17 protein-coding genes are annotated in these 23,676 nt (G+C 61.3%); 10 read left to right on the forward strand and 7 right to left on the reverse strand.

The genetic code is table 11. From position 1 onward, the window contains the following. Positions 1-88 precede the first annotated feature (88 nt). Positions 89-2,017, reverse strand: a complete 1,929-nt coding sequence (locus tag BM321_RS01460) for a transglycosylase SLT domain-containing protein (RefSeq protein ID WP_092441300.1) — start codon at positions 2,015-2,017, stop codon at positions 89-91. Positions 2,018-2,229: 212 nt separating this feature from the next. Here BM321_RS01460 and BM321_RS01465 point away from each other — a divergent pair, with 212 nt between their 5' ends. Further along, the gene (locus BM321_RS01465; RefSeq protein WP_092441301.1) at positions 2,230-4,146 is read left to right on the forward strand and encodes an ATP-binding cassette domain-containing protein; all 1,917 of its coding nucleotides are present in this window, start codon (positions 2,230-2,232) and stop codon (positions 4,144-4,146) included. A gap of 123 nt (positions 4,147-4,269) precedes the next feature. On the opposite strand, the gene BM321_RS01470 is transcribed toward BM321_RS01465, so the two are convergent. Beyond that, positions 4,270-4,710 (reverse strand): universal stress protein, encoded by a 441-nt coding sequence (locus BM321_RS01470; protein WP_060738415.1) that lies wholly within the window; start codon positions 4,708-4,710, stop codon positions 4,270-4,272. Positions 4,711-4,811: 101 nt separating this feature from the next. Between BM321_RS01470 and BM321_RS01475 the strand changes: the two genes are divergently transcribed. The 7 genes from BM321_RS01475 to BM321_RS01505 all read left to right on the forward strand — a co-directional run bounded on the left by BM321_RS01475 (position 4,812) and on the right by BM321_RS01505 (position 13,352). After that, on the forward strand, positions 4,812-5,249 hold the full coding sequence (locus BM321_RS01475) for a hypothetical protein (RefSeq protein ID WP_092441302.1): 438 nt from the start codon (positions 4,812-4,814) through the stop codon (positions 5,247-5,249). Between the two features lie 582 nt (positions 5,250-5,831). Beyond that, positions 5,832-7,979, forward strand: a complete 2,148-nt coding sequence (gene fadB / locus BM321_RS01480) for a fatty acid oxidation complex subunit alpha FadB (protein WP_092441303.1) — start codon at positions 5,832-5,834, stop codon at positions 7,977-7,979. Between the two features lie 30 nt (positions 7,980-8,009). Continuing rightward, positions 8,010-9,185 (forward strand): acetyl-CoA C-acyltransferase FadA, encoded by a 1,176-nt coding sequence (fadA, locus tag BM321_RS01485; RefSeq protein WP_024618393.1) that lies wholly within the window; start codon positions 8,010-8,012, stop codon positions 9,183-9,185. Positions 9,186-9,293: 108 nt separating this feature from the next. Continuing rightward, positions 9,294-9,530, forward strand: coding sequence for a DUF1653 domain-containing protein (locus BM321_RS01490; protein WP_025212748.1), 237 nt, complete (start codon positions 9,294-9,296; stop codon positions 9,528-9,530). Positions 9,531-9,645: 115 nt separating this feature from the next. Then, the gene (gene topA / locus BM321_RS01495) at positions 9,646-12,258 is read left to right on the forward strand and encodes a type I DNA topoisomerase (protein ID WP_092441304.1); all 2,613 of its coding nucleotides are present in this window, start codon (positions 9,646-9,648) and stop codon (positions 12,256-12,258) included. A 229-nt stretch (positions 12,259-12,487) separates the two neighbouring features. Continuing rightward, positions 12,488-13,012: a DUF6586 family protein gene (locus BM321_RS01500; RefSeq protein ID WP_092441305.1), complete on the forward strand. Its 525-nt coding sequence runs from the start codon at positions 12,488-12,490 to the stop codon at positions 13,010-13,012. Between the two features lie 106 nt (positions 13,013-13,118). Then, on the forward strand, positions 13,119-13,352 hold the full coding sequence (locus BM321_RS01505; protein WP_003183419.1) for a hypothetical protein: 234 nt from the start codon (positions 13,119-13,121) through the stop codon (positions 13,350-13,352). A gap of 71 nt (positions 13,353-13,423) precedes the next feature. Here BM321_RS01505 and sulA read toward each other — a convergent pair whose 3' ends face one another. Continuing rightward, positions 13,424-13,897 (reverse strand): SOS-induced cell division inhibitor SulA, encoded by a 474-nt coding sequence (sulA, locus tag BM321_RS01510; RefSeq protein ID WP_060738408.1) that lies wholly within the window; start codon positions 13,895-13,897, stop codon positions 13,424-13,426. A gap of 10 nt (positions 13,898-13,907) precedes the next feature. Next, positions 13,908-14,516, reverse strand: a complete 609-nt coding sequence (gene lexA, locus BM321_RS01515) for a transcriptional repressor LexA (protein ID WP_003199651.1) — start codon at positions 14,514-14,516, stop codon at positions 13,908-13,910. 241 nt (positions 14,517-14,757) lie between these two features. On the opposite strand from lexA, the gene BM321_RS01520 reads away from it, so the two are divergent. Then, on the forward strand, positions 14,758-15,465 hold the full coding sequence (locus tag BM321_RS01520) for a TetR/AcrR family transcriptional regulator (protein ID WP_013692622.1): 708 nt from the start codon (positions 14,758-14,760) through the stop codon (positions 15,463-15,465). 183 nt (positions 15,466-15,648) lie between these two features. Beyond that, on the forward strand, positions 15,649-16,647 hold the full coding sequence (gene nagZ / locus BM321_RS01525) for a beta-N-acetylhexosaminidase (RefSeq protein WP_175534883.1): 999 nt from the start codon (positions 15,649-15,651) through the stop codon (positions 16,645-16,647). A 153-nt stretch (positions 16,648-16,800) separates the two neighbouring features. Here nagZ and BM321_RS01535 read toward each other — a convergent pair whose 3' ends face one another. From BM321_RS01535 to mfd, 3 genes are read right to left on the reverse strand one after another with little or no spacing between them, the layout of a single operon-like run. After that, the gene (locus BM321_RS01535) at positions 16,801-19,494 is read right to left on the reverse strand and encodes a DEAD/DEAH box helicase (RefSeq protein WP_072407816.1); all 2,694 of its coding nucleotides are present in this window, start codon (positions 19,492-19,494) and stop codon (positions 16,801-16,803) included. An 11-nt stretch (positions 19,495-19,505) separates the two neighbouring features. Next, the gene (locus BM321_RS01540; RefSeq protein ID WP_092441308.1) at positions 19,506-20,072 is read right to left on the reverse strand and encodes a CsiV family protein; all 567 of its coding nucleotides are present in this window, start codon (positions 20,070-20,072) and stop codon (positions 19,506-19,508) included. Between the two features lie 10 nt (positions 20,073-20,082). Next, the gene (mfd, locus tag BM321_RS01545; RefSeq protein ID WP_092441309.1) at positions 20,083-23,532 is read right to left on the reverse strand and encodes a transcription-repair coupling factor; all 3,450 of its coding nucleotides are present in this window, start codon (positions 23,530-23,532) and stop codon (positions 20,083-20,085) included. Between the last annotated feature and the right edge of the window lie 144 nt (positions 23,533-23,676).

A 23,676-nucleotide genomic window follows, 5' to 3' on the forward strand; every position in this document is an offset into this window, starting at 1 on the left:
CCACAAGGTCCAGCAAGCGAGCAAAAAGAAATGCCCGGATCTTTCGATGCGGGCATTTTTTCTTCTCGGGAACAGCTTCCACTAATAATCACTGATCATCGAAATACCGCTCATGCCAGTCCACCAGCGGTTGCGGTGAGTTGAGCTTCTGGCCGTAGATCACCGAATAAGACAACACGTTCTGCACGTATTGTCGGGTTTCGTCGAACGGGATGCTCTCGACCCAGACGTCGAAGCTCAAGTGGTTGGCCCCGCGCAGCCATTGGCGCACACGACCGGGGCCGGCGTTGTAGGCCGCCGAAGCCAGCACGCGGTTGCCGTTGAACTGGCTATGAACCTGGCTCAGGTAGGCCGCACCCAACTGGATGTTCTTGTCCGGGTTCAACACTTGTTGGGGCGAGGCCAGGGGAATGCTGAACTTGCGCGCGGTTTCCTTGGCGGTACCAGGCATCAGTTGCATCAGGCCGGCGGCGCCGACGCTGGAGCGGGCATCATCCATGAACGCACTTTCCTGGCGGGTAATGGCGAACGCCCAACTTGGATGCAAGCCGCGGATCTTGGCTTCGCGCACCAGGGTCTCGCGGTGGGCCATCGGGAAACGGATGTCCAGGTCGTCCCAGTACTTGGCCTGGCTGATGGTGCGGATGGCCGGGAAATACCATTTCAGGTCGTAAGCCAGCTTCGCCTGGGCGACCATTTCGTCCCGGTTGAAATGACGGCTGACGTGATACCACTCGCGGCGTCCGTCGACGATGTCCCCGCGGGCATGAAATTCCAGCGCCCGGCGCACGCCAGGCGTATTGCGCACCTTGTTGATCAGCGCCTGGCTCATCACCAGTGGCTTGTTGACGAGCGAATAGGGGGACTGGGATCGGTCAGCGGCCAGGAAGCCATAGAAGTCCCGCTCACGGGCCAGGTGCTTGTAGAGCGTCAGGGCTTCCGGGTTCTGCGGCTGCGCCAGTTCCAGCGTGCGGGCTTGCCAGTACCGCCAGCGGTTGGTGCTGGCCAGCGACTCGGGCAGGCGGCGGGTCAACTGATAGGCATCGTCCCAACGAGCGAGGCGCAACAGCAGGCGCAAGCGCCATTCCGAAACGGTGTCGTCGCGCAACTCCGGGTCGTATTTCGTCATCACGTCCAGGGCGCGGCTGTCGAAGCGCTTGGCCAGGGTCAGGCCGATCTCTCGGGCGATCGCGACTTTTTCATCCCGGGAAAAATGCATGGTGCTGGCGTAGCCATCCAGCAGCGCCATGGCTTTTTCCGGGTCCTGGCGGGCCAGGCGACGCAGGCCGAGGCTGACGATATCGGACATCGGTTCATCGGCTGGAACGAAGCGCGAGGGCTGGTTGAGCAACTCGGGCTTTTGCGCCACGTCCACCAGCAAGCTGCCACGGGGAGCGAGGGTGGTCAGGCCGCTGACCAGGCTGTTGGCCAGCGGATAGTTGCGCGCCTGGGCGGCCAGCTTGGCGCGTTCCCAGCGCTTCTGCTCGGTCAACTGGCCCTGGGAGGCCCACAGGCCGAACAACGCATCGCACGCCTGGGGCTGGGACTTGCCGGTGAGCCACAGCTTTTCGGTGTTGGCATAGCCCTCGGCCTTCAGGCCATGGCTGAGTTGGTACTGAGCGTTGAGGCAATCCAGCTCGGTGAAATTGAGCTTGGGGTCGTAATACTTGACGAAGGTCTCCCAGTCGCCGCGCTCGGTCAGCCAACGCAGCCAGCGCAGCTTCATCCAGTTGGCCTGGGGCAGGTCACCGTGCTCGGCGAGGAATTTCTCGATTTCGGCGTTGCTGGCGCTCTTGAGGCGAGCGGTCAATTCGTCGTAGGCCAGGTACGGCTCCAGCGGGTAATCGCGCAGGGCCTGGCTGTAGCGAAAGTAGGGGCCGGAATCGCCCTTGGCCAAGGCACGCTTGGCCTCGTCGTAGTATTGGCGCTGAGTGGAGATATCCACCGCCTGAGCGGATTGAACGGCAGTGGCACATACAAAAAGACACGATAAAACACTGAAAAGGCGACTGCGCATGAGACGTCCGGGCAGAAAAACATGACAAGCCCAAGGGTTAACCCAGGGTAACTGTCTGTAGCTTAGCCTTTTGCCAGCAGCCGGCGAAAGCTTTGCGGAGCCGTCGGTGCAAGTTCGCAACATTTGTTATGCAGAGTGCTTCAGTGGCGAAATTGGCGGACCCTTGAGGCCTCATCTCAGGTAGAATGCGCGCCCGGTTTTTGGAGAAGCTCATGACCCTGCTCAAATTCAGCGATGTGTCCCTTGCGTTCGGCGCTATGCCGTTGTTGGACAAGGTGTCCTGGCAGATCGCCCGTGGTGAGCGGGTGTGCATCATCGGCCGAAACGGCACTGGCAAGTCCAGCATGATGAAGCTGGTCAAGGGTGATCAAAAGCCCGACGACGGCTCGGTCTGGCGTGCGCCAGGCCTGAAAATCGGCGAATTGCCCCAGGAACTGCCGGTGGCCGACGAGCGGACTGTGTTCGATGTGGTCGCCGAAGGCCTGGACGGTGTCGGCGCACTGTTGGCCGAGTATCACCACCTGAGCCAGAACATCGTCACCGATGCCGACCTGGACAAGTTGATGCATGTGCAGCACGACCTCGAAGCCCGAGACGGCTGGCGCCTGCAGCAATTGGTCGACAGCACCCTGAGCCGCCTGCAATTGCCGGCCGACAAGACCCTCGCCGAGTTGTCCGGCGGTTGGCGTCGCCGCGTCCTGCTGGCCCAGGCCCTGGTCTCCGAACCGGACCTGCTGCTGCTCGACGAACCGACCAACCACCTGGACATCGGCGCCATCGCCTGGCTTGAAGAAGCCCTGAAAGACTTCCAGGGGGCGGTGCTGTTCATCACCCACGACCGTTCCTTCCTGCAGAACCTGGCGACGCGCATCCTTGAACTGGACCGCGGCGGCCTGATCGACTGGAACGGCGACTACGCCAGCTTCCTGGTGCACAAGGAAGCGGCGTTGGCAGCGGAAGAAACCGCTAACGCGCTGTTCGATAAGAAGCTGGCCCAGGAGGAAGTCTGGATTCGCCAGGGTATCAAGGCGCGTCGCACCCGCAACGAAGGCCGTGTGCGCGCGCTCAAGGCTTTGCGCATGGAGCGCAGTGAGCGTCGCGAGCGCACCGGCAAGGCCAACATTCAGTTGGACACCGCTGACAAGTCCGGCAAGCAGGTGATGGTGCTTGAGAACGTGAGTTTCGCCCACCCTGGCGGCCCGTTCCTGATCAAGGACTTTTCCATGGTGCTGCAGCGTGGCGATCGCATCGGCCTGCTGGGCGCCAACGGCACTGGCAAGACTACCTTGCTCAAGCTGATGCTCGGAGGCCTGGTGCCGACCAATGGCAAGGTGGAGGAGGGCACGAAGATCGACGTCGCCTACTTCGACCAGTTGCGTCATCAGCTGGACCTGGAAAAAACCGTGATCGACAACGTGGCCGAAGGCCGCGACTTCATTGACATCGACGGCCAGAGCCGCCATGTGCTGAGCTACCTCGGCGATTTCCTGTTCAGCCCCCAGCGTGCCCGTACGCCGGTCAAGGCGTTGTCGGGTGGTGAGCGTGCCCGTCTGTTGCTGGCCAAGTTGTTCAGCAAGCCGGCGAACCTGCTGGTGCTCGACGAGCCAACCAACGACCTTGACGTGGAAACCCTGGAATTGCTGGAAGAGGTGTTGCTGACCTTCAACGGCACCGTTCTGATGGTCAGTCACGACCGGGCATTCCTCGATAACGTGGTCACCAGCACCCTGGTGTTCGAAGGCGAAGGCCTGGTTCGCGAATACGTCGGTGGCTATCAGGACTGGCTGCGCCAGGGCGGCTCGCCGCGTCTGCTGGGGGTCACCGAGAGCAAGTCTGGCAAGGCCGACCTGAACTCGGCCGTGGTCAAGGCCGAGCCTGCGCCGGTTGCCGCGGCAGCCCCGGCTCCAGCGAAGAAAAAGCTCAGCTACAAGCTGCAGCGCGAGCTGGAAGCCTTGCCGGGTGATATCGACGCGAAGGAGCAGCAGATCGCAGCGGTAGAAGCTGAAATGGCCGAGGCTGGGTTTTACCAGCGTCCTGCTGCCGAAACCGCCAAGGTGATTGCGCACCTGGAGCAACTGCAGGCCGAGCTGGATGCATTGGTCGAGCGCTGGGCCGAGCTGGACGCTTGAGCCATTGAGATGGAAATCCCACCCTGTGGGAGCGAGCTTGCTCGCGATAGCGGTAGATCGGCAGCATTGATGCTGACTGTCACACCGCTATCGCGAGCAAGCTCGCTCCCACAGGTTTAGGATTTATGTGCGCTTGACCAGGTGCACCGCCAGCACATCGCAAGGCGCGCCATGCAGCACATCGTTGGCGGTCGAGCCCAGCAGCAGCGCCAAGCCGTGGCGACCATGGCTGCCGACGACAATCAGGTCGCAACCCTGTTCCTTGGCCAGGTGATGGATCTCCTGGCGCGGCTGGCCGTAGGTCAGGTGGCTGAATTCCTTCTTCAGGGCCGGGTATTTCACGATCAGTCGGTCAAGGCGTTCCTTGGCCTGGTCGAATTGCTGCTGCTGCAACTGGGAAAGGTCCATCGGCACGTCGCCGCCGAAGGCCATGGCCATCGGTTCGACGATATGCACCAGTGACAGCTGGGTGTCTCGGCCTTCGCAGAGGGCGAGGGCGCGCTTGACGACCGGATCGCATTCTTCAGTGAGGTCAACGGCGACCAGAACGTGGTTGTAGTACATGGAAGGCACTCCAGAGAATTGCGATACGGTAAGTATGGCTGGTTTCAAGCGCATTGACGCCACCTGGGTCAATGGGCTCATCAGAATCGGGGAGTACGAATATGACGGTCTGGATAGTGCTGTCAATCCTGTTGGTGGTGTTAAGTCCGCTGGCATGGTTGCGTCCGTCCCGTGTACAGAGCGGTCGCATGGCCCTGCGCATGGAAGCGCGACGCCTGGGCCTGGCCATGCAACTGGCGCCACAGGAGTGGCCGCACTGGCTCGGCCAACAGCCGCCAAACCCCTGTGCCCAGTATTATCGGTCTCGCCGCGGCAGCCAGCCGGCCTGCTGGAGCTACTGGCAAACTGCGCCGGGCGTCTGGGCCAATCAGTGGCGGGAAGTCTGCCTGGATGAGTCCCTGCTCAATCATTTCGAAAAATTGCCAGCCAACGTCTACAAAATTGAAGCCGACCGGCAAATGATCGCTTTGTATTGGGGCGAGAAAGGCGAGGCGAGTGTTTTGCAGGAGATTTCCTCGGTGCTGAAGGCGCTGGCCTGAAACGCTGCAGGAGCTGTCGAGCGCAGCGAGGCTGCGATCTTCCAGACCCAATTGAATCTTGAGTGACAGATCAAAAGATCGCAGCCCCTGCATCGGGCATAAAAAAGCCCGACAGTCTCATCGGGCGGGTTGGCCAGGCAGGCCGGTAATCCATTTCGTGTCAGGGCGTGCGTTCGCAGCGCCCTTCATTCCGCAAAATTCAATCGCACCCCGACAGCGTAGTCGGCTGGATCCGATCTGTCTGGAATTAGGGCGATTTTTCTAATTATTGATTCTATGAATGGCTGCTCATGCGGCGCCGTGTTGCGGATCCGTAGGGTACGGAAATGACCGTAAAGTCGCGTTCACGCCTGTGTTTAGGGCGATTGACAATTGTCGGAAATTCCGTGAAGGTGACGTACCCAAATCAAACGGGCGTATGAATTGAGCGTTTGTATTTTCAGACGGCTCCTACAGACCCCGACTATCGCGTTGACGGGTGTGCCTGGCGGATTGGCGTAGCATCGACGGTAACGTCAGTGTCGAACCAGTGGTCAGCGTCCAACGTGTACTGTTCAGCTTCCATATCGTGGAGATCAGTTGATGATTTACGAAGGTAAAGCCATCACGGTTAAGGCTCTTGAAAGTGGCATCGTCGAACTGAAATTCGACCTCAAGGGTGAGTCCGTCAACAAGTTCAACCGTCTAACCCTGAATGAATTGCGTCAGGCCGTAGACACTATCAAGGCAGATGCTTCGATCAAGGGTGTGATCGTCAGCAGCGGCAAGGACGTGTTCATCGTTGGTGCCGACATCACCGAATTCGTCGACAACTTCAAGCTGCCCGATGCCGAACTGATCGCTGGCAACCTCGAAGCCAACCGTATTTTCAGCGATTTCGAAGACCTCAACGTACCAACCGTCGTGGCGATCAACGGCATCGCCCTGGGTGGCGGCCTGGAGATGTGCCTGGCGGCGGATTACCGCGTCATGGCCACCACGGCCAAGATCGGCCTGCCGGAAGTCAAGCTGGGCATCTACCCGGGCTTTGGCGGCACCGTGCGCCTGCCGCGCCTGATCGGTGCCGACAACGCTATCGAGTGGATTGCCGCCGGCAAGGAAAACCGTGCCGAAGACGCGCTGAAAGTCGGTGCCGTGGATGCCGTGGTCGAACCTGGCAAGCTCCAGGAAGCGGCCCTTGAAACCATCAAGCGTGCCATCAGCGGCGAATTCGACTACAAGGCCAAGCGCCAGCCGAAGCTGGAGAAGCTCAAGCTCAACGCCATCGAACAAATGATGGCCTTCGAAACCGCCAAGGGTTTCGTGGCCGGTCAGGCAGGCCCGAATTACCCGGCGCCGGTCGAAGCGATCAAGACCATCCAGAAAGCCGCGAACTTCGGTCGCGACAAGGCCTTGGAAGTCGAGGCCGCCGGCTTCGTCAAGCTGGCCAAGACCTCGGCCGCGCAAAGCCTGATCGGTCTGTTCCTCAACGACCAGGAACTGAAGAAAAAGGCCAAGGCCTACGACGAAATCGCCCGTGACGTGAAGCAGGCCGCCGTGCTCGGCGCCGGTATCATGGGCGGCGGCATCGCCTATCAGTCGGCGTCCAAAGGCACGCCGATCCTGATGAAGGACATCAACGAACACGGGATCGAGCAGGGCCTGGCCGAAGCCGCCAAGCTGCTGGTCGGCCGCGTCGACAAAGGCCGCATGACCGCCGCGAAGATGGCCGAAGTGCTCAACGGCATTCGTCCGACCCTGTCCTATGGCGATTTCGGCCATGTCGACCTGGTGGTCGAAGCGGTTGTCGAGAACCCGAAGGTCAAGCAGGCGGTACTGGCTGAAGTCGAAGACAAAGTCAAAGAGGACACCATCCTCGCCTCGAACACCTCGACCATCTCCATTTCGCTGCTGGCCAAGGCTCTCAAGCGTCCGGAAAACTTCGTCGGCATGCACTTCTTCAACCCGGTGCACATGATGCCGCTGGTGGAAGTGATCCGTGGCGAGAAGTCCAGCGAACTGGCCGTAGCCACCACCGTGGCCTACGCCAAGAAAATGGGCAAGAACCCGATCGTCGTCAACGACTGCCCGGGCTTTTTGGTCAACCGCGTGCTGTTTCCGTACTTCGGCGGTTTCGCCAAGCTGGTCAGCGCCGGTGTGGACTTCGTGCGCATCGACAAGATCATGGAAAAATTCGGCTGGCCGATGGGCCCGGCGTACCTGATGGACGTGGTCGGCATCGACACCGGCCACCACGGTCGCGATGTCATGGCTGAAGGCTTCCCGGACCGTATGAAGGACGACCGTCGTTCGGCCGTCGACGTGCTCTACGAAGCCAAGCGCCTGGGCCAGAAGAACGGCAAGGGCTTCTACGCCTACGAGACCGACAAGCGCGGCAAGCAGAAGAAAGTCGCCGACTCGTCGGTGCTGGAAGTGCTCAAGCCGATCGTCTACGAGCAGCGCGAAGTCACCGACGAGGACATCATCAACTGGATGATGATCCCGCTGTGCCTCGAAACCGTGCGCTGCCTGGAAGACGGCATTGTCGAAACCGCCGCCGAAGCCGACATGGGTCTGGTCTACGGTATCGGTTTCCCTCCATTCCGTGGCGGTGCGCTGCGTTACATCGATTCGATCGGTGTGGCCGAGTTCGTTGCCCTGGCTGACCAGTACGCTGATCTGGGCGCGCTGTACCACCCGACCGCGAAGCTGCGTGAGATGGCCAAGAACGGCCAGCGTTTCTTCGGTTAAGCGCCCAACGACTAGAGCGAGAGAACATTTATGAGCTTGAATCCTAGAGACGTCGTGATTGTCGACTTCGGTCGTACGCCGATGGGCCGCTCCAAGGGCGGCATGCACCGCAACACCCGCGCCGAAGACATGTCGGCGCACCTGATCAGCAAGCTGCTGGAGCGCAACGTCAAGGTCGACCCCAACGAAGTCGAAGACGTGATCTGGGGCTGTGTGAACCAGACCCTGGAGCAGGGCTGGAACATCGCCCGCATGGCCTCGCTGATGACCCAGATTCCTCACACCGCGGCGGGCCAGACTGTCAGTCGTCTGTGCGGTTCGTCCATGAGCGCACTGCACACCGCCGCCCAGGCGATCATGACCGGCAACGGTGATGTGTTCGTCGTCGGTGGTGTCGAGCACATGGGCCACGTGAGCATGATGCACGGCGTCGATCCGAACCCGCACATGTCGCTGTACGCGGCAAAAGCCTCGGGCATGATGGGCCTGACTGCGGAAATGCTGGGCAAAATGCACGGCATCACCCGCGAACAGCAGGACGCCTTCGGCGTGCGCTCCCACCAGCTCGCCCACAAGGCGACCGTTGAGGGCAAGTTCAAGGATGAGATCATCCCGATGCAGGGCTACGACGAGAACGGTTTCCTGAAACTGTTCGACTACGACGAAACCATTCGTCCGGAAACCACCCTGGAAAGCCTGGCGGCCCTCAAGCCGGCCTTCAATCCGAAGGGCGGCACCGTGACAGCCGGGACTTCGTCGCAGATCACCGACGGTGCCTCGTGCATGATCGTGATGTCGGCCCAGCGTGCCCAGGACCTGGGTATCCAGCCGATGGCGGTGATTCGTTCGATGGCCGTGGCGGGTGTGGACCCGGCGATCATGGGCTATGGTCCAGTACCGGCCACGCAGAAAGCCTTGAAGCGCGCAGGCCTGGGGATTGCCGATATCGACTTCTTCGAGCTCAACGAAGCTTTCGCCGCACAGGCCCTGCCCGTGCTGAAAGATTTGAAAGTGCTCGACAAGATGAACGAGAAGGTTAACCTGCACGGCGGCGCGATCGCCCTGGGTCACCCGTTCGGTTGCTCCGGTGCGCGTATCTCCGGCACGCTGCTCAACGTCATGAAGCAGAATGGCGGCACCTTCGGTGTGTCCACAATGTGCATTGGCCTCGGCCAGGGCATCGCCACTGTCTTCGAACGCGTCTAAGCGTTGCGTCGATGGAAGCCGGGGCCAAGTGCCCCGGTTTTTGTTTTTTCCGGGTTTAGTAGAAAAATTTTGTTTTTATTTTGAAAAGATTTGAGTGAGGGCCAAGACATGCCGATACAACCTGGGCTCTACCAGCATTACAAAGGTCCGCAGTACCGCGTATTCAGCATCGCGCGGCATTCCGAGACCGAAGAAGAAGTGGTGTTCTATCAAGCCCTGTATGGCGATTACGGCTTTTGGGTGCGTCCCTTGAGCATGTTCCAGGAGTCCGTCGAGGTTGACGGCGAACAGGTGCCACGCTTTGCTTTGGTGCAGGCCGAGGAGAGCATTTTTTCCAAGCCTTGAGGCCAACCTGCGGGTCACCCTGCGCTTGACCTCACCTTGCAGCCACTATATATAGCGGTGCCGCGTCAGGCGCCAACCGCCTTTCACTTTTTAGAATTCAGGAATTTTCTGATCCATGGGCAAATCGCTGGTCATTGTGGAATCCCCGGCTAAGGCCAAGACCATCAACAAGTATCTGGGCAACCAATACGTGGTGAAGTCGAGTATCGGCCATATCCGAGACCTGCCCACCAGCGGTTCGGCTAGCGCCAGCAAGGAGCCAGCCGCCAAGCGCGGCAAGGCTGCTGCCGGTGAAGCGCCGGCGCTGTCGCCCAAGGACAAGGCGCGCAAGCAGCTGGTCTCACGCATGGGGGTCGATCCGGAACACGGCTGGAAAGCCAAGTACGAGATCCTCCCGGGCAAGGAAAAGGTCATCGAAGAGCTGCGCCGGCTCGCCAAGGATGCCGACACCATCTATCTCGCGACGGACTTGGACCGCGAAGGGGAAGCCATTGCCTGGCACCTGCGCGAAGCCATCGGTGGGGATGACAGCCGCTACAAGCGCGTGGTGTTCAACGAAATTACCAAGAAGGCCATCCAGGAAGCCTTCTCCCAGCCAGGCGAGCTGGATATCGATCGGGTCAACGCCCAGCAGGCGCGTCGCTTCCTCGACCGCGTGGTGGGCTACATGGTCTCGCCACTGCTGTGGGCCAAGATCGCCCGTGGCCTGTCGGCTGGTCGCGTACAGTCGGTCGCCGTGAAGCTGGTGGTGGAGCGCGAGCGCGAGATCCGCGCGTTCATCCCTGAAGAGTACTGGGAAGTCCACGCCGACCTCGGCACCACCAAGGGCGCGACCGTGCGCTTCGATGTGGCTCGCGAGAAGGGCGAGGCCTTCAAGCCGCTCAACGAAGCCCAGGCCATGGCGGCGCTGGAGAAGCTCAAGGCTTCCAGCTACAGCATCGTCAAGCGCGAAGACAAGCCGACCAGCAGCAAGCCGTCGGCGCCGTTCATCACCTCCACGCTGCAACAGGCCGCGAGCAACCGCCTGGGCTTTGGTGTGAAGAAAACCATGATGATGGCCCAGCGTCTGTACGAAGCCGGCTACATCACCTATATGCGTACCGACTCGACCAACCTGTCGGCCGATGCCGTGGCGATGGCGCGCACTTATATAGAAAGCGAGTTTGGCAAGAAGTACCTGCCGGACACGCCGAACGTCTATAGCAGCAAGGAAGGCGCGCAGGAGGCTCACGAAGCGATTCGTCCGTCCGATGCCAACACCGAGCCAAGCAAGCTGTCGGGCATGGAGCGCGATGCCGAGCGTCTCTACGAGCTGATCTGGCGCCAGTTCCTGGCTTGCCAGATGCTGCCGGCGCAATACCTGTCGACCACGGTCAGCGTCGGTGCCGGTGACTTCGAGTTGCGTGCCAAGGGCCGCATCCTGAAGTTCGACGGCTACACCCGCGTCATGCCGCAAATCACCAAGCCTGGGGATGACGACGTCCTGCCGGACATGGCCCAGGGCGACGTGATGAAGCTGATCAAGCTCGATCCGACCCAGCACTTCACCAAGCCGCCGGCCCGTTACTCCGAAGCCAGCCTGGTCAAGGAAATGGAAAAGCGTGGCATCGGTCGTCCTTCGACCTACGCCGCCATCATTTCCACCATCCAGGACCGCGGTTATGTGGCGCTGCATAACCGTCGTTTCTATTCGGAAAAGATGGGTGACATCGTCACCGAGCGTTTGTCCGAGAGCTTCTCGAACCTGATGGACTACGGCTTCACCGCCGGCATGGAAGAGAACCTCGACGATGTGGCCCAGGGCGAGCGTGACTGGAAAAACGTTCTCGACGAGTTCTACGGCGACTTCAAGAAAAAACTTGAAGTGGCGGAGAGCCCGGACAACGGCATGCGGGCCAACCAGCCGGTCATGACCGACATCCCGTGCCTCACCTGCGGCCGTCCGATGCAAATCCGTACCGCCTCGACCGGTGTCTTCCTCGGCTGCTCGGGCTACAGCCTGCCGCCCAAGGAACGCTGCAAGGCGACGGTCAACCTGGTGCCGGGCGACGAAATCGCCGCGGACGACGAGGGCGAATCGGAATCCCTGGTGCTTCGTGGCAAGCATCGCTGCCCGATCTGCAGCACGGCGATGGATGCCTACCTGCTGGATGAGAAGCGCAAGCTGCACATCTGCGGTAACAATCCGGACTGTGCAGGCTACGAGATCGAAGAGGGCACTTATCGCATCAAGGGTTACGAAGGCCCGAGCCTGGAATGCGACAAGTGTGGCAGCGAGATGCAGCTCAAGACCGGCCGTTTCGGCAAGTTCTTCGGCTGCACCAACCCGACCTGCAAAAACACGCGCAAACTGCTCAAGAGCGGTGATGCGGCGCCACCGAAGATGGACCCGGTGAAAATGCCGGAGCTCAAGTGCGAGAAGGTCAACGACACCTATATCTTGCGTGACGGCGCTTCCGGCCTGTTCCTGGCAGCCAGCCAGTTCCCGAAAAACCGCGAGACCCGTGCACCGTTGGTGATGGAAATCCTCCCGCACAAGGATGAGATCGATCCGAAGTACCATTTCCTCTGTGAGGCACCGCAGAAGGATCCGGACGGGCGCCCTGCGGTCATTCGCTACAGCCGCAAGACCAAGGAGCAGTACGTGCAGACCGAAGTCGACGGCAAACCGACCGGTTGGAAGGCGTACTACGATGGCGGTAGATGGACCGTTGAAGACAAGCGCTGATCGCCAGGGCTTGTCTGGAGGGGAGCTTGTGGCGAGGGAGCTTGCTCCCGCTGGCGGCGCAGCAGTCGTCCTCTACAATCGCTAAATCCGCATGGACCTAACAAAAAGGCCGCATGACAACCCATAGGTTTTCATGCGGCCTTTTTGTTTTTGGCTTGCAGTGGCCTCGGTTGATCCACGACACTGTCGCACTTGCGTGAAGCTTTCATTTCGTTGGGGAGATGCCGCCATGGCCCACGAACTCTATACCCGCACCAATCAGAAAATCTATTTCGCCGGCCTGTCGCTCGAAGCACTCACCAGGGCCGAGGACGGGCGTACGATGAATTCCCCGGCACTGCTCCAGGCAGGACGTGAGTCCGCGCTGTTTCACCTGTACGGTGCGTTGTTGGGGCTGTGCCATGAAATCGCCGGTTTCTATCGCCTGCCACAAGCGAATGCCCCGCGGGCCGAGCTGCTGTTGACCCGCGAAGTGCTGGAAACCATCGCGATTCCGGAACTGGCCGAAATGGTCGAACTGGCGCATAACCCGGAAACCTGGCTTGCGAAGCTATTGGCGGCCCATGCGGCGCTGTTCGAGCCGCCCCGGGCCCCGCGCAAGCCCAAGGGGGACGTGACCCAACCGTTGATCGTGGCGGTCAATCTGGATGAGCAAGACCCGGAGCAGGAGCTGAGCCGGGAGGAACTGGAGAGCTGGCGCCAGAACCTCAAGAGCCTGGCGATACGCTTTCGTGAAGGGTTGAACGAGTGCTGAGTTTCCCCTCGGCCCGTTACGTTCGTTGATAACGCTTGGTCAAGATCCCGAGCGGAGCCTGGCCGATGACTATATAATCCTCGCCTTTCGTGGAGAACAGACTTTTATGCCTACGTCCTTTCTAGAAATTGTCGAACTTCCTGATGGCCGCATCGAGCTGCGCAGGGCCGAGGACGAGGGTTCTCTGGTTACCTTGAACTTCTCCGAAGATGCCAAGGTTTTCCTCCAGGGCCAACACGTCGAAGTCGCCAAGGCGATGCTGAGCGTGGGCGTCCAGATGGCAGGTCGCCTGGTTGAAGGCGAATTCAACAAGGAAGAGGGGCCGCGGGTTCTTCACTGATCCCGTCTGTCGGCTTTTTTGAATAGTGTGGCTGGTCGGCTTCTCTACTTTGGAGAAGCCCCGCGTTTGTCTTAGCCCAATCGAATATTCAGGCTTTGTGCGTCCCCGGTGCGGGCGGCGCTGATCAACTGTTGCCGTGCGGCCGTGGTCAATGGGTTGAGCCAGCTGACCACGGTGTGGCTACGGCCCAGGCGCAAGGCCTCGCAAGTCAACTGTTGGGCGCTTTGGGTGCCGCGTGGTTGCAGCAACAGGATGCGCTCACGGTTCAGGCCGGCGTCCCGCAGCCAGGCCTGGGTAACGCTGGCCGGTGGGGCGATCAGCGTCAACCAGCGAGCATCCTGGTCCTGGCTGAGTTCTCGCAGAATCGGCGCCAGCAGGTTCAGGCAGTTTCCGGCCGCACCACGTAACGACAGTTCGCTGAAGGCCTCGGGTTCGACGCCCCAGGGCGATTCGATGACCTCTTTCAGGACTGGAACCAGCGGTTGGGCCATGAATGCCTCGAACAGCGGAAGTTGTGTGTGTTGTGGTGTGTGAGGGAACTGCATAAAGCCTCCTTTAGCGGCGAATGACGCCGACGCTCAAGCCTTCGATGACCAGGTCCTGATCTTTCAGGTTCACTTCGATGGGGGCGAACTCCGGGTTCTCGGCAATGAGCCAGACCTTGCTGCCGTCGCGCTTGAAGCGCTTGACAGTCACCTCGTCGCCGATTCGCGCCACCACGATCTGGCCATTGCGGGCTTCGCGGGTGGTGTGGACGGCCAGGAGGTCTCCGTCGAAGATGCCGATGTCCTTCATGCTCATGCCGTGTACACGGAGCAGGTAGTCGGCCCGGGGATGAAAGAACGAAGGGTTGATGTTGCAGGATTCCTCGACGTGCTGCTGGGCAAGGATCGGTGCGCCCGCCGCGACCCGGCCGATGATCGGCAGGGTGGTTTCGTCGGCCTTGGCTTCGAAGCCGGGGATACGAATGCCACGGGATGCGCCCGGGGTCATTTCGATTGCGCCCTTGCGCGCCAGCGCCTTGAGGTGTTCTTCAGCGGCGTTGGGCGACTTGAAACCCAGTTCCTGGGCGATTTCCGCACGGGTCGGCGGGTAGCCGTTGTCTTCGAGGCAGCGTTTGATGAAGGCCAGAATCTCTGCTTGGCGTGGCGTCAGCTTTAGCATATTGATCGCTCTGTCTTTTTATACAGTGACTGGGATTATATACAGTGAACGCCACTTGGCAATCCTCCTTTTTCCACAGGCCGCTGGACGGTCGGTCGGGTTGTTGGATAGGGCGGGGCTACCCCCTGTGAAAAGGTGTGGTTAAATACGTGACCGGGCGTTCGCAAAACGCCCCGGCAGGCTTGACAACCCCTAGGCTGAAACGTATGTTTCAAACAAGTGTTTGTCAGGCGGAGTAACCATGGCCCAGTCGGAAACCGTTGAACGCATTCTCGATGCTGCCGAGCAGTTGTTCGCGGAAAAAGGTTTCGCCGAAACCTCATTGCGTCTGATCACCAGCAAGGCCGGGGTCAACCTGGCGGCGGTGAACTATCACTTCGGCTCGAAAAAGGCTTTGATCCAAGCGGTCTTCTCGCGCTTCCTCGGGCCTTTCTGCCTCAGCCTCGATCGTGAGCTGGAGCGGCGCCAGGCCAAGCCTGACGTCAAGCCTACCCTGGAAGAGCTGCTGGAAATCCTGGTCGAGCAAGCCCTTGTCGTGCAACCGCGCAGCGGTAACGACCTGTCCATTTTCATGCGCCTGCTGGGCCTGGCCTTCAGCCAGAGCCAGGGCCACCTGCGGCGTTACCTGGAAGACATGTACGGCAAGGTGTTCCGTCGCTACATGCTGTTGGTCAACGAAGCCGCACCGCGCATCCCTCCCATCGAGTTGTTCTGGCGGGTGCACTTCATGCTCGGCGCCGCCGCGTTCAGCATGTCCGGGATCAAGGCGCTGCGGGCCATCGCTGAAACCGATTTTGGCGTGAACACCTCGATCGAGCAGGTGATGCGCCTGATGGTGCCGTTCCTGGCGGCCGGCATGCGTGCCGAAAGCGGCGTCACCGATGAGGCCATGGCGGCCGCGCAACTGCGTCCACGCAGCAAATCGACGCCGGCGCTGGCCAAGGCTTGAGTGCACGGGTGGGCGCGGCTGCCCACATCCGCTAAGCTAGCCGCCCATGTCGACTCTCGTTTCGAGCCCGCTCTATCCTTTAGTGCATGACCGTGACCTGCCGGGCCCTGGGCCTGGCAGTTTGCTCATGCCTGTGTCGCCGCGCGGGTTCATCGTTATTAAGGAAATGCTATGACTGCTGGCCTGCAAGGCTCGTTGATGGTGGACGTCGCCGGTACCTGGCTGACGGCCGAAGATCGCCACCTGTTGCGCCAGCCAGAAGTAGGCGGCCTGATCATTTTTGCCCGCAATATCGAGCATCCGCGGCAAGTGCGTGAACTGAGCGCGTCGATCCGCGCCATCCGTCCCGACCTTTTACTGGCGGTGGACCAGGAGGGTGGCCGCGTTCAGCGGCTGCGCCAGGGCTTTGTGCGGTTGCCGGCGATGCGGGCGATAGCCGACAACCCGAACGCTGAATACCTGGCCGAGCAGTGCGGCTGGATCATGGCCACCGAAGTGCTGGCGGTCGGTCTCGACTTGAGTTTTGCCCCGGTGCTGGATCTCGATTATCAGCGCAGCGCCGTCGTCGGCAGTCGTTCCTTCGAAGGCGACCCCGAGCGTGCGGCGTTGCTGGCCGGTGCCTTCATCCGTGGCATGCGCGCCGCCGGCATGGCAGCCACCGGCAAGCATTTCCCCGGGCATGGCTGGGCCGAGGCCGATTCCCATGTGGCGATTCCGACCGATGAGCGCAGCCTCGAACAGATTCGGGCCAACGACCTGGTACCGTTTGCCAGGCTGAGCAAGCAACTGGCCGCCGTGATGCCGGCCCATGTCATCTATCCGCAGGTTGACGCCAATCCAGCGGGTTTTTCCCGCCGCTGGTTGCAGGACATCCTGCGCGGCGAGTTGCAATTCGAGGGTGTGATCTTCAGTGATGACCTGTCGATGGCCGGCGCGCATGTGGTCGGTGATGCCGCCAGTCGTATCGAGGCGGCGTTGACGGCGGGTTGCGACATGGGGCTGGTGTGTAATGATCGCGCCGCCGCGGAGTTGGCCTTGGGCGCCGCTCAACGCCTGAAGGTCAAGCCTTCGGCGCGGATCGCCCGTATGCGCGGCCAGGCCTATGCTTCCACGGAGTACCGCCAGGACCCTCGCTGGTTGGCGGCGCTCGGCGCGCTGAGGGCTGCCCAGCTGATTGATTAGGGCTGAGCAATGTAGTGGACCCGGGTTATGTGAACACCGCAACTCCCCCTGTGGGAGCGAGCTTGCTCGCGATGACGGCAGCACAGTCGACATCTGCGCCCATTGAACCACCGCTATCGCGAGCAAGCTCGCTCCCACAAGAATTGAAGGGGGTCAGCGCTTTTCCAGTTTGTCCGGCAGCGGCGCGAACAACGCCTCGATATCGTCGCTCTGCAATTTCCAATCTCCGGCCACGCGTCCGTCCAGCACGCCGGCCGCGAGGTCGGACTTTTCCTTTTGCAGCAGTTGGATCTTCTCTTCCACCGTGCCTCGGGCTATCAGCTTGTAGACGAACACCGGCTTTTCCTGGCCGATGCGGTAGGCACGGTCGGTAGCCTGGTTTTCGGTGGCCGGGTTCCACCACGGGTCGTAGTGAATCACCGTGTCGGCCTCGGTCAGGTTCAGGCCTACGCCACCGGCCTTCAGGCTGATCAGAAAGATCTGACGCTTGCCACTCTGGAATTCCTTGACGGGCGTGCGACGGTCCCGGGTCTGGCCGGTCAGGATGGCGTAATCGACGCCGCGTTTCTTCAGCTCATCTTCAATCAGCGCCAACATGGACGTGAACTGGGAAAACAGCAGCACCCGACGGCCTTCTTCAAACAGCTCGTCGAGCATTTCCATCAGGCTGTCGAGCTTGCCCGAGGTACTGCCTCGGGCGGGCAGGGTGGCGTCGTTGATCAGGCGCAGGTCGCAACACACCTGGCGCAGCTTGAGCAGCGCCTCGAGAATGATGATCTGGCTGCGGGCCACGCCTTTGCGAGTGATCTCGTCGCGGACCTTCTTGTCCATCGCCAGGCGCATGGTTTCGTAGACGTCCCGCTGGGCGTCGCTGAGTTCGACCCAATGGATGATCTCGGTCTTGGGCGGCAGTTCTGTCGCCACTTGTTCCTTGGTCCGGCGCAGCAGGAAGGGTTTTATCCGACCGTTAAGGTGCTGCAGTCGTACATCGCTGCCGCGCTTTTCGATCGGTACGCGGTAATCGCGGTTGAAACTCTTGACGTCCCCGAGCCAGCCCGGCAGCAGGAAGTGAAACAACGACCACAGTTCGCCCAGGTGGTTTTCCAGGGGTGTACCGGACAGGCACAGCCGCTGGCGGGCGTTCAGCTCGCGGGCGGCCTGGGCGGCTTTGCTGGTGGGGTTCTTGATGTACTGGGCTTCATCGAGGATCAGCACGTGCAATGGCTGCGCGGCCAGGCGCTCGACATCCTTGGGTAACAGGGCATAGGTGGTGAGGACCAGGTCGTAATCGGCCAGTCGTTCGAAATGCTTCTTGCGCCCGGCGCCATACAGGGCCAGTACCTTGAGTTGCGGCGTGAAGTGAGCGGCCTCGTCGAGCCAGTTGGGGATCAGGCTGGTGGGCATCACCACCATGCACGGGCGATCGAGGCGCCCGGCGTTTTTTTCGCTGAGAATGTGCGCCAGGGTCTGTAGGGTTTTACCCAGGCCCATGTCGTCCGCGAGGATGCCGCCGACTTCCAGCTGCCGCAGTGACTGCATCCAGCTCAAGCCTTCGAGTTGATAAGGCCGTAGCGTCGCGTTCAGCCCTTCCGGCGCGGTGGTGGTGTAATCCTTGATGTCCCGCAGGCGCTGGGCCAGGCCGCGAATGTGTTCGCCACCTTCCCAGGTCAGTGGCATGTCCTGCAGCGGGTTCAGGCGCAAGGCGTCCGCGCTGTTGAGGCGCAGTTTGGTGGTGCCGGGTTCTTGCAGGTAGAACTCGCCCAGGGTCGCCAGCACCGGTTTCAGCCGGCCATAGGGCAGGGCCACTTGCTGGGGACCGAATTCGGAGTTTGGACGGTTGGGCAGGTTGACCAGAATCAGTTCATCGTCCCGGCGCCTGGCCAGGCGTTCCGGGTTGAACAACTCGATGTGCGAGCGCATCAGGTTCAACAGGATCGGCAGCAGGCTCAGGCGCTCGCCGTTGACGATGATCCCCAGTTCCAGGTCGAACCAATCCCGTTCCGGTGTTTCCTCGACCGTGGCGTACCACTCGTCCACGGCCGTCAGGTCGAAGCCGAAGTCCTCGTCGATCTGCAATTCCCAGCCCTGGGTGCGCAGTTTCGGCAGGTCGTTGAGGGTGAACGTCAGCCAGGCACTGTCGTTGACCATTTCGTACAGTTCGCCAGCGCTTTCCGGCAGGGCCTTGCTTTGTCGGGTCGCGACCTTGAAGCCGAGGATTCGCAGCTGTTCGCGGTAGGACTGTTCCACGTCGGTGTGGCGTTTTATCCGCAACGTCTGGGTTTCCTGGCGAATCAGCACGTCGGTGTTGCGCTGGCCGCTGACGTACTCGTCCAGATAGCTGAAGGACAAGGCGGCGCGGTGCTGGATGTAGCGTTGCATCTTGCCGTTGCGTGGCTCGAAGGCGCTGAACTCGATACTGGCCAGCCACAGGCGTGGCACCGGTTGTACGTTGTCCACCAGCACTTGCGGTGGGGCCTTGGGGCTGCGGTTGTCCAGCACGGCCTGGAGTTTTTCCAGCAATTGCGCGTCTTTTTCGGCGGCCGGGTAGGCCAGGGTTTCCTGGACTTGCAGCAACACCGCCGCGCAGTGCTTGCAGTTGATGCGCACCGGGCAGGAGCACGCGGCTTCGAGCAGAATCAACGCGCCCTTGGCTGACTCTTTAAGGCGAATGGTCTGACGGTAGACGTTGCCGCCAGAGCCTTCGCAACTGGCGGTGATGGTGCTGTCGCCGGCCTCGACGATCCTGACGCGGTTTTCCAGCGCATAACGGCGCCCGCGCTCCAAGCTCTGTTCCTTGAATCGATTGACCCAGGAAGGTGCCAGGGGTTTGCTCAGGGGCGAGGGCATAGGCGCGCCAATCAGTCCGGAATGACTTCAGGTGCCTGCCGTGGCGCGGGCGCGGTCAGCGAGGTGATCTTGATCAGCAGGCCGAGGTGACCGTTATCGAGGAAATTCAGTTGGCCATTTTTGGTATGGCTCTGCTGTTTGAGGCGCTCGCTGGCGGTGACCAGGCCATTGGCGTCGATCTGGTTGATCCAGAAATCGGCATCCACGTCGGTGAAACGGCCCAGTTTCAGTTCCAGGGTGCCCTCGATGGGGAATTGTCCGAACTGTTCGACACCGTCGCTGATGGCGACTTTACGGCCCTGTTCACCGAGTGTCTGCTGCCAGGCCTTATGCATCAATACCGTGTATTGGCCGCTGGCGCTGAGTTTCTCGACGATGTTGCCCAGGGCTGGCGTGCGCTGGCTGTCCGCGCCGAGGCGTTGTGCACCGGCGTCCCAGTCTTCCGGCGCGGCGCGGCTGATAATCGCCGGCTCCGCGTTCTGGCGGACCAGAATCATTTCAACCTGATACAGGTCGTCGGCAAACGCCAGGGGAGCGACCAGGGTCAACAACAAGGTCAGTGAGCGAAACAGGCGCATGGGGCGTCCTTCAAGCAGTGGTCGGAGTGAGGCGCTCGAACAGCGCCTCTACGGTGTTGAAACGCTCTTCCGCGCGTTCCATGGGCACCATGAATTTGAACATCGTGGCCCCTTCGAATTTGTAGCGTTTGGGCTGGCCTTGGATCAACTTGATCAGCACCAGCGGGTCGACCGGGGTCTGGGCTTCGAACTCGATCCGGCCACCGTTGGGGCCGCCATCGACTTTCTTGATGCCCAGTTGCTCGGCCTTGAGCTTGAGCAGCGTAGTGCGCACCAGGTTCTTGGTCGGCTCCGGCAGCAGGCCGAAGCGGTCGATCATCTCCACCTGCAGGTCCTTGAGGCCTTCCTCGTCGCTGGCCGAGGCGATGCGTTTGTAGAGAATCAGTCGTGCGTGGACGTCCGGCAGGTAGTCTTCCGGGATCAACGCCGGCACTCGCAGATTGATTTCCGGCCCGCCGCCCAGGGGTTGATCGAGGTTCGGCTGTTCGCCCTTGCGGATCGACTTGACCGCGCGTTCGAGCATTTCCATGTACAGGGTGAAGCCGACGGCCTGGATCTGGCCACTCTGGCCGTCGCCGAGCAATTCGCCGGCGCCACGGATTTCCAAGTCGTTGGTGGCCAGCACGAAGCCGGCGCCGAGGTCCTGGGTGTTAGCGATGGCTTCCAGGCGCTTTTCCGCATCCGGGGTGATCTGCTGGCGCGGTGGCGTCAACAGGTAGGCATAGGCCTGGTGGTGGCTACGACCGACCCGGCCGCGCAACTGGTGCAGCTGGGCCAGGCCGAATTTGTCGGCGCGCTCGATGATGATGGTGTTGGCGCTCGGCACGTCGATGCCGGTCTCGATGATGGTCGAGGCGATCAGCACGTTGAAGCGCTTGTGGTAGAAGTCGCTCATCACCTGTTCGAGTTCACGTTCGCGCATCTGCCCGTGGCCGATGCCGATGCGCGCTTCCGGCACCAGTTCGGCCAGGTCGGCGGCGCATTTCTCGATGGTCTTCACGTCGTTGTGCAGGTAATAGACCTGGCCACCACGCAGCAGCTCACGCAGCAGGGCTTCCTTGACGGTGCTTTTGTTCTGCTCCATGACAAAGGTGCGCACCGACAGGCGCCGGGCTGGCGGCGTGGCGATGATCGACAGGTCGCGCATGCCCGACACCGCCATGTTCAGCGTGCGGGGGATCGGCGTGGCGGTCAGGGTCAGGATGTCGACTTCGCTGCGCAGGGCCTTGAGCTGTTCTTTCTGGCGCACGCCAAAACGGTGTTCCTCGTCGATGATCACCAGCCCCAGGTTCTTGATCTTCACGTCGTCCTGCAGCAGCTTGTGCGTGCCGATGACGATGTCGATCTTGCCCTCGGCCAGTTCGGCCACGGCGGCGTTCACTTCCTTGGTGGATTTGAAGCGGCTCATCACTTCCACGGTCACCGGCCAGTCGGCGAAGCGGTCGCGGAAACTGTTGTAGTGCTGCTGGGCGAGCAGGGTGGTCGGGACCAGGATCGCCACCTGCTTGCCACCGTGCACGGCAATGAACGCGGCGCGCATTGCCACTTCGGTCTTGCCGAAGCCCACGTCGCCGCATACCAGCCGGTCCATGGGCTTGGGCGCGAGCATGTCGGCGCGCACGGCTTCGATGGTGGTCTGCTGGTCGACGGTTTCTTCGAACGGGAAACCGGCGCTGAAGGTTTCGTAGTCGGCTTTCGGATCGGCGAAGGCGTAGCCCTCGCGGGCGGCGCGACGGGCGTAAATGTCCAGCAGTTCGGCAGCCACGTCGCGCACCTGTTCGGCCGCCTTGCGCTTGGCTTTCTGCCAGGTTTCCGAGCCCAGGCGATGCAGCGGGGCGAGGGCGTCGTCGCTGCCGGTGTAGCGGGCGATCAGGTGCAGGTTCGCTACCGGCACGTAGAGCTTGGCGCCCTCGGCGTATTCCAGGGTCAGGAACTCGGCGGCCTGGTTGTCGATTTCCAGGGTCGCCAGGCCCAGGTAGCGGCCCACGCCGTGGTCGATATGCACCACCGGCGCGCCTTCGCGCAGTTCGGTGAGATTCTTGATGACGGCGTCGTTGGCGGCGTCGGCGCGTTTCTCGCGACGGCGGCGCTGCATGACGCGCTGGCCGAACAAAGGACTTTCCGCCACCAGTGCCAGGGCTGGGTCATCCAGGACCAGGCCGTCGTTCAACGGCGCGATGGTGATCGCCAGGCGATCCTTGCCGGCGACGAAGTCCGGCCAGCTGTCCACCGTCTTCGGCCGCAGCTTCAAGCGTTCGAGCAGTTCCAACAGCACTTCGCGACGCCCCGCAGACTCAGCGGTGAACAGGACGCGACCGGGGAATGCGTCGAGAAAGCCCGCCAGTGCCGCCAGTGGTTGCGTGGCCTTGGCTTCGATGGCCAGGTCCGGCAATGCTCTGGCCGGGAAGCGCTCACGGCCAACGCCGGTTTCCACGTCCTGCTGGCTTGCCACCACCCGTGGCCAGCTCTTGAGGCGGGCAAAGCAGTCTTCCACCGGCAGGAACAGCTCGGCCGGCGGTAACAAAGGCCGGGAAGGATCGACGCGACGCTCTTCGTAGCGGTTGCGCACGTCATTCCAGAAGTTTTCCGCCGCCTGCTCGATGCCCGGCAGGGAAAACACCTGGGTGTCCTGGGGCAGGTAATCGAACAGGGTGGAGGTTTCTTCGAAAAACAGCGGCAGGTAGTACTCGATGCCGGCGGGGGTGATTCCGCTGCTCAGGTCCTGGAAGATCGGGCAGCGGCGGAAATCCACATCGAAGCGCTCGCGAAAGCGCGCCTTGAAACGGGTCACGGCGTCTTTCTGCAGCGGGAATTCCTTGGCCGGCAACAGGCGGATCGACTGCACTTTGTCGATGGAGCGCTGGTTTTCCGGGTCGAAGGTGCGCAGGGTCTCGATTTCGTCATCGAACAGGTCGATGCGATACGGCAGTTTGCTGCCCATCGGGAACAGGTCGATCAAGGCGCCACGCACCGCGAACTCGCCGTGCTCGTACACCGTGTCGACACAACGATAGCCGCTGGCCTCGAGGCGGGTGCGCATTTGCTCGACATCGAGCTTCTGGCCGATGTCCAGCACCAGGCTGCTACCGAGCAGGAATTGGGTCGGGGCCAGGCGATGTAGGGCCGTGGTGATCGGCACTACCAAAACGCCATGACTGAGCTCCGGCAGCCGATAAAGGCTGGCGATTCGCTGGGAAATGATGTCCTGGTGCGGTGAAAACAGATCGTAGGGCAGGGTTTCCCAGTCCGGGAAATGCAAGACCGGCAAATCCGGAGCGAAAAAACTCAGCTCCTGTTCCAACCGTTCGGCGCTTTGGCTGTCGGCGGTCAGCAGCAGGGTAAAACGCTTTGCAGCGCTGGCAGCCTCGGCGATGGCCAGGCTCAGGGCGGCACCGGGCAGGTTGCCCCAGTGCTGTTTACCTGCCGCGGCAGGGAGAAGCGGAAGACGCAGAACGGGCACGGAAGATTGAGCTCCAGCATTGCGACAAAGTCGGCAATTGTAGCGGGGGAAGGGGGCTGCTGTCAGTCGCAGACTACCCAGGTCGGCAGGAAAACCACGGCGCGACGGGTGCGCATTGCTCCGCCGAGGACTCGGCGGCATAAT

It is taken from the genome of Pseudomonas sp. NFIX10 (genome assembly GCF_900111955.1).
Taxonomy (GTDB): domain Bacteria; phylum Pseudomonadota; class Gammaproteobacteria; order Pseudomonadales; family Pseudomonadaceae; genus Aquipseudomonas; species Aquipseudomonas fluorescens_AA.

Coding starts and splice junctions, on each gene's coding strand:
- BM321_RS01460 (WP_092441300.1), bottom strand. CDS start 2,017: ATGCGCAGTCGCCTTTTCAGTGTTTTATCGTGTCTTTTTGTATGTGCC.
- BM321_RS01465 (WP_092441301.1), top strand. CDS start 2,230: ATGACCCTGCTCAAATTCAGCGATGTGTCCCTTGCGTTCGGCGCTATG.
- BM321_RS01470 (WP_060738415.1), bottom strand. CDS start 4,710: ATGTACTACAACCACGTTCTGGTCGCCGTTGACCTCACTGAAGAATGC.
- BM321_RS01475 (WP_092441302.1), top strand. CDS start 4,812: ATGACGGTCTGGATAGTGCTGTCAATCCTGTTGGTGGTGTTAAGTCCG.
- fadB (WP_092441303.1), top strand. CDS start 5,832: ATGATTTACGAAGGTAAAGCCATCACGGTTAAGGCTCTTGAAAGTGGC.
- fadA (WP_024618393.1), top strand. CDS start 8,010: ATGAGCTTGAATCCTAGAGACGTCGTGATTGTCGACTTCGGTCGTACG.
- BM321_RS01490 (WP_025212748.1), top strand. CDS start 9,294: ATGCCGATACAACCTGGGCTCTACCAGCATTACAAAGGTCCGCAGTAC.
- topA (WP_092441304.1), top strand. CDS start 9,646: ATGGGCAAATCGCTGGTCATTGTGGAATCCCCGGCTAAGGCCAAGACC.
- BM321_RS01500 (WP_092441305.1), top strand. CDS start 12,488: ATGGCCCACGAACTCTATACCCGCACCAATCAGAAAATCTATTTCGCC.
- BM321_RS01505 (WP_003183419.1), top strand. CDS start 13,119: ATGCCTACGTCCTTTCTAGAAATTGTCGAACTTCCTGATGGCCGCATC.
- sulA (WP_060738408.1), bottom strand. CDS start 13,897: ATGCAGTTCCCTCACACACCACAACACACACAACTTCCGCTGTTCGAG.
- lexA (WP_003199651.1), bottom strand. CDS start 14,516: ATGCTAAAGCTGACGCCACGCCAAGCAGAGATTCTGGCCTTCATCAAA.
- BM321_RS01520 (WP_013692622.1), top strand. CDS start 14,758: ATGGCCCAGTCGGAAACCGTTGAACGCATTCTCGATGCTGCCGAGCAG.
- BM321_RS01535 (WP_072407816.1), bottom strand. CDS start 19,494: ATGCCCTCGCCCCTGAGCAAACCCCTGGCACCTTCCTGGGTCAATCGA.
- BM321_RS01540 (WP_092441308.1), bottom strand. CDS start 20,072: ATGCGCCTGTTTCGCTCACTGACCTTGTTGTTGACCCTGGTCGCTCCC.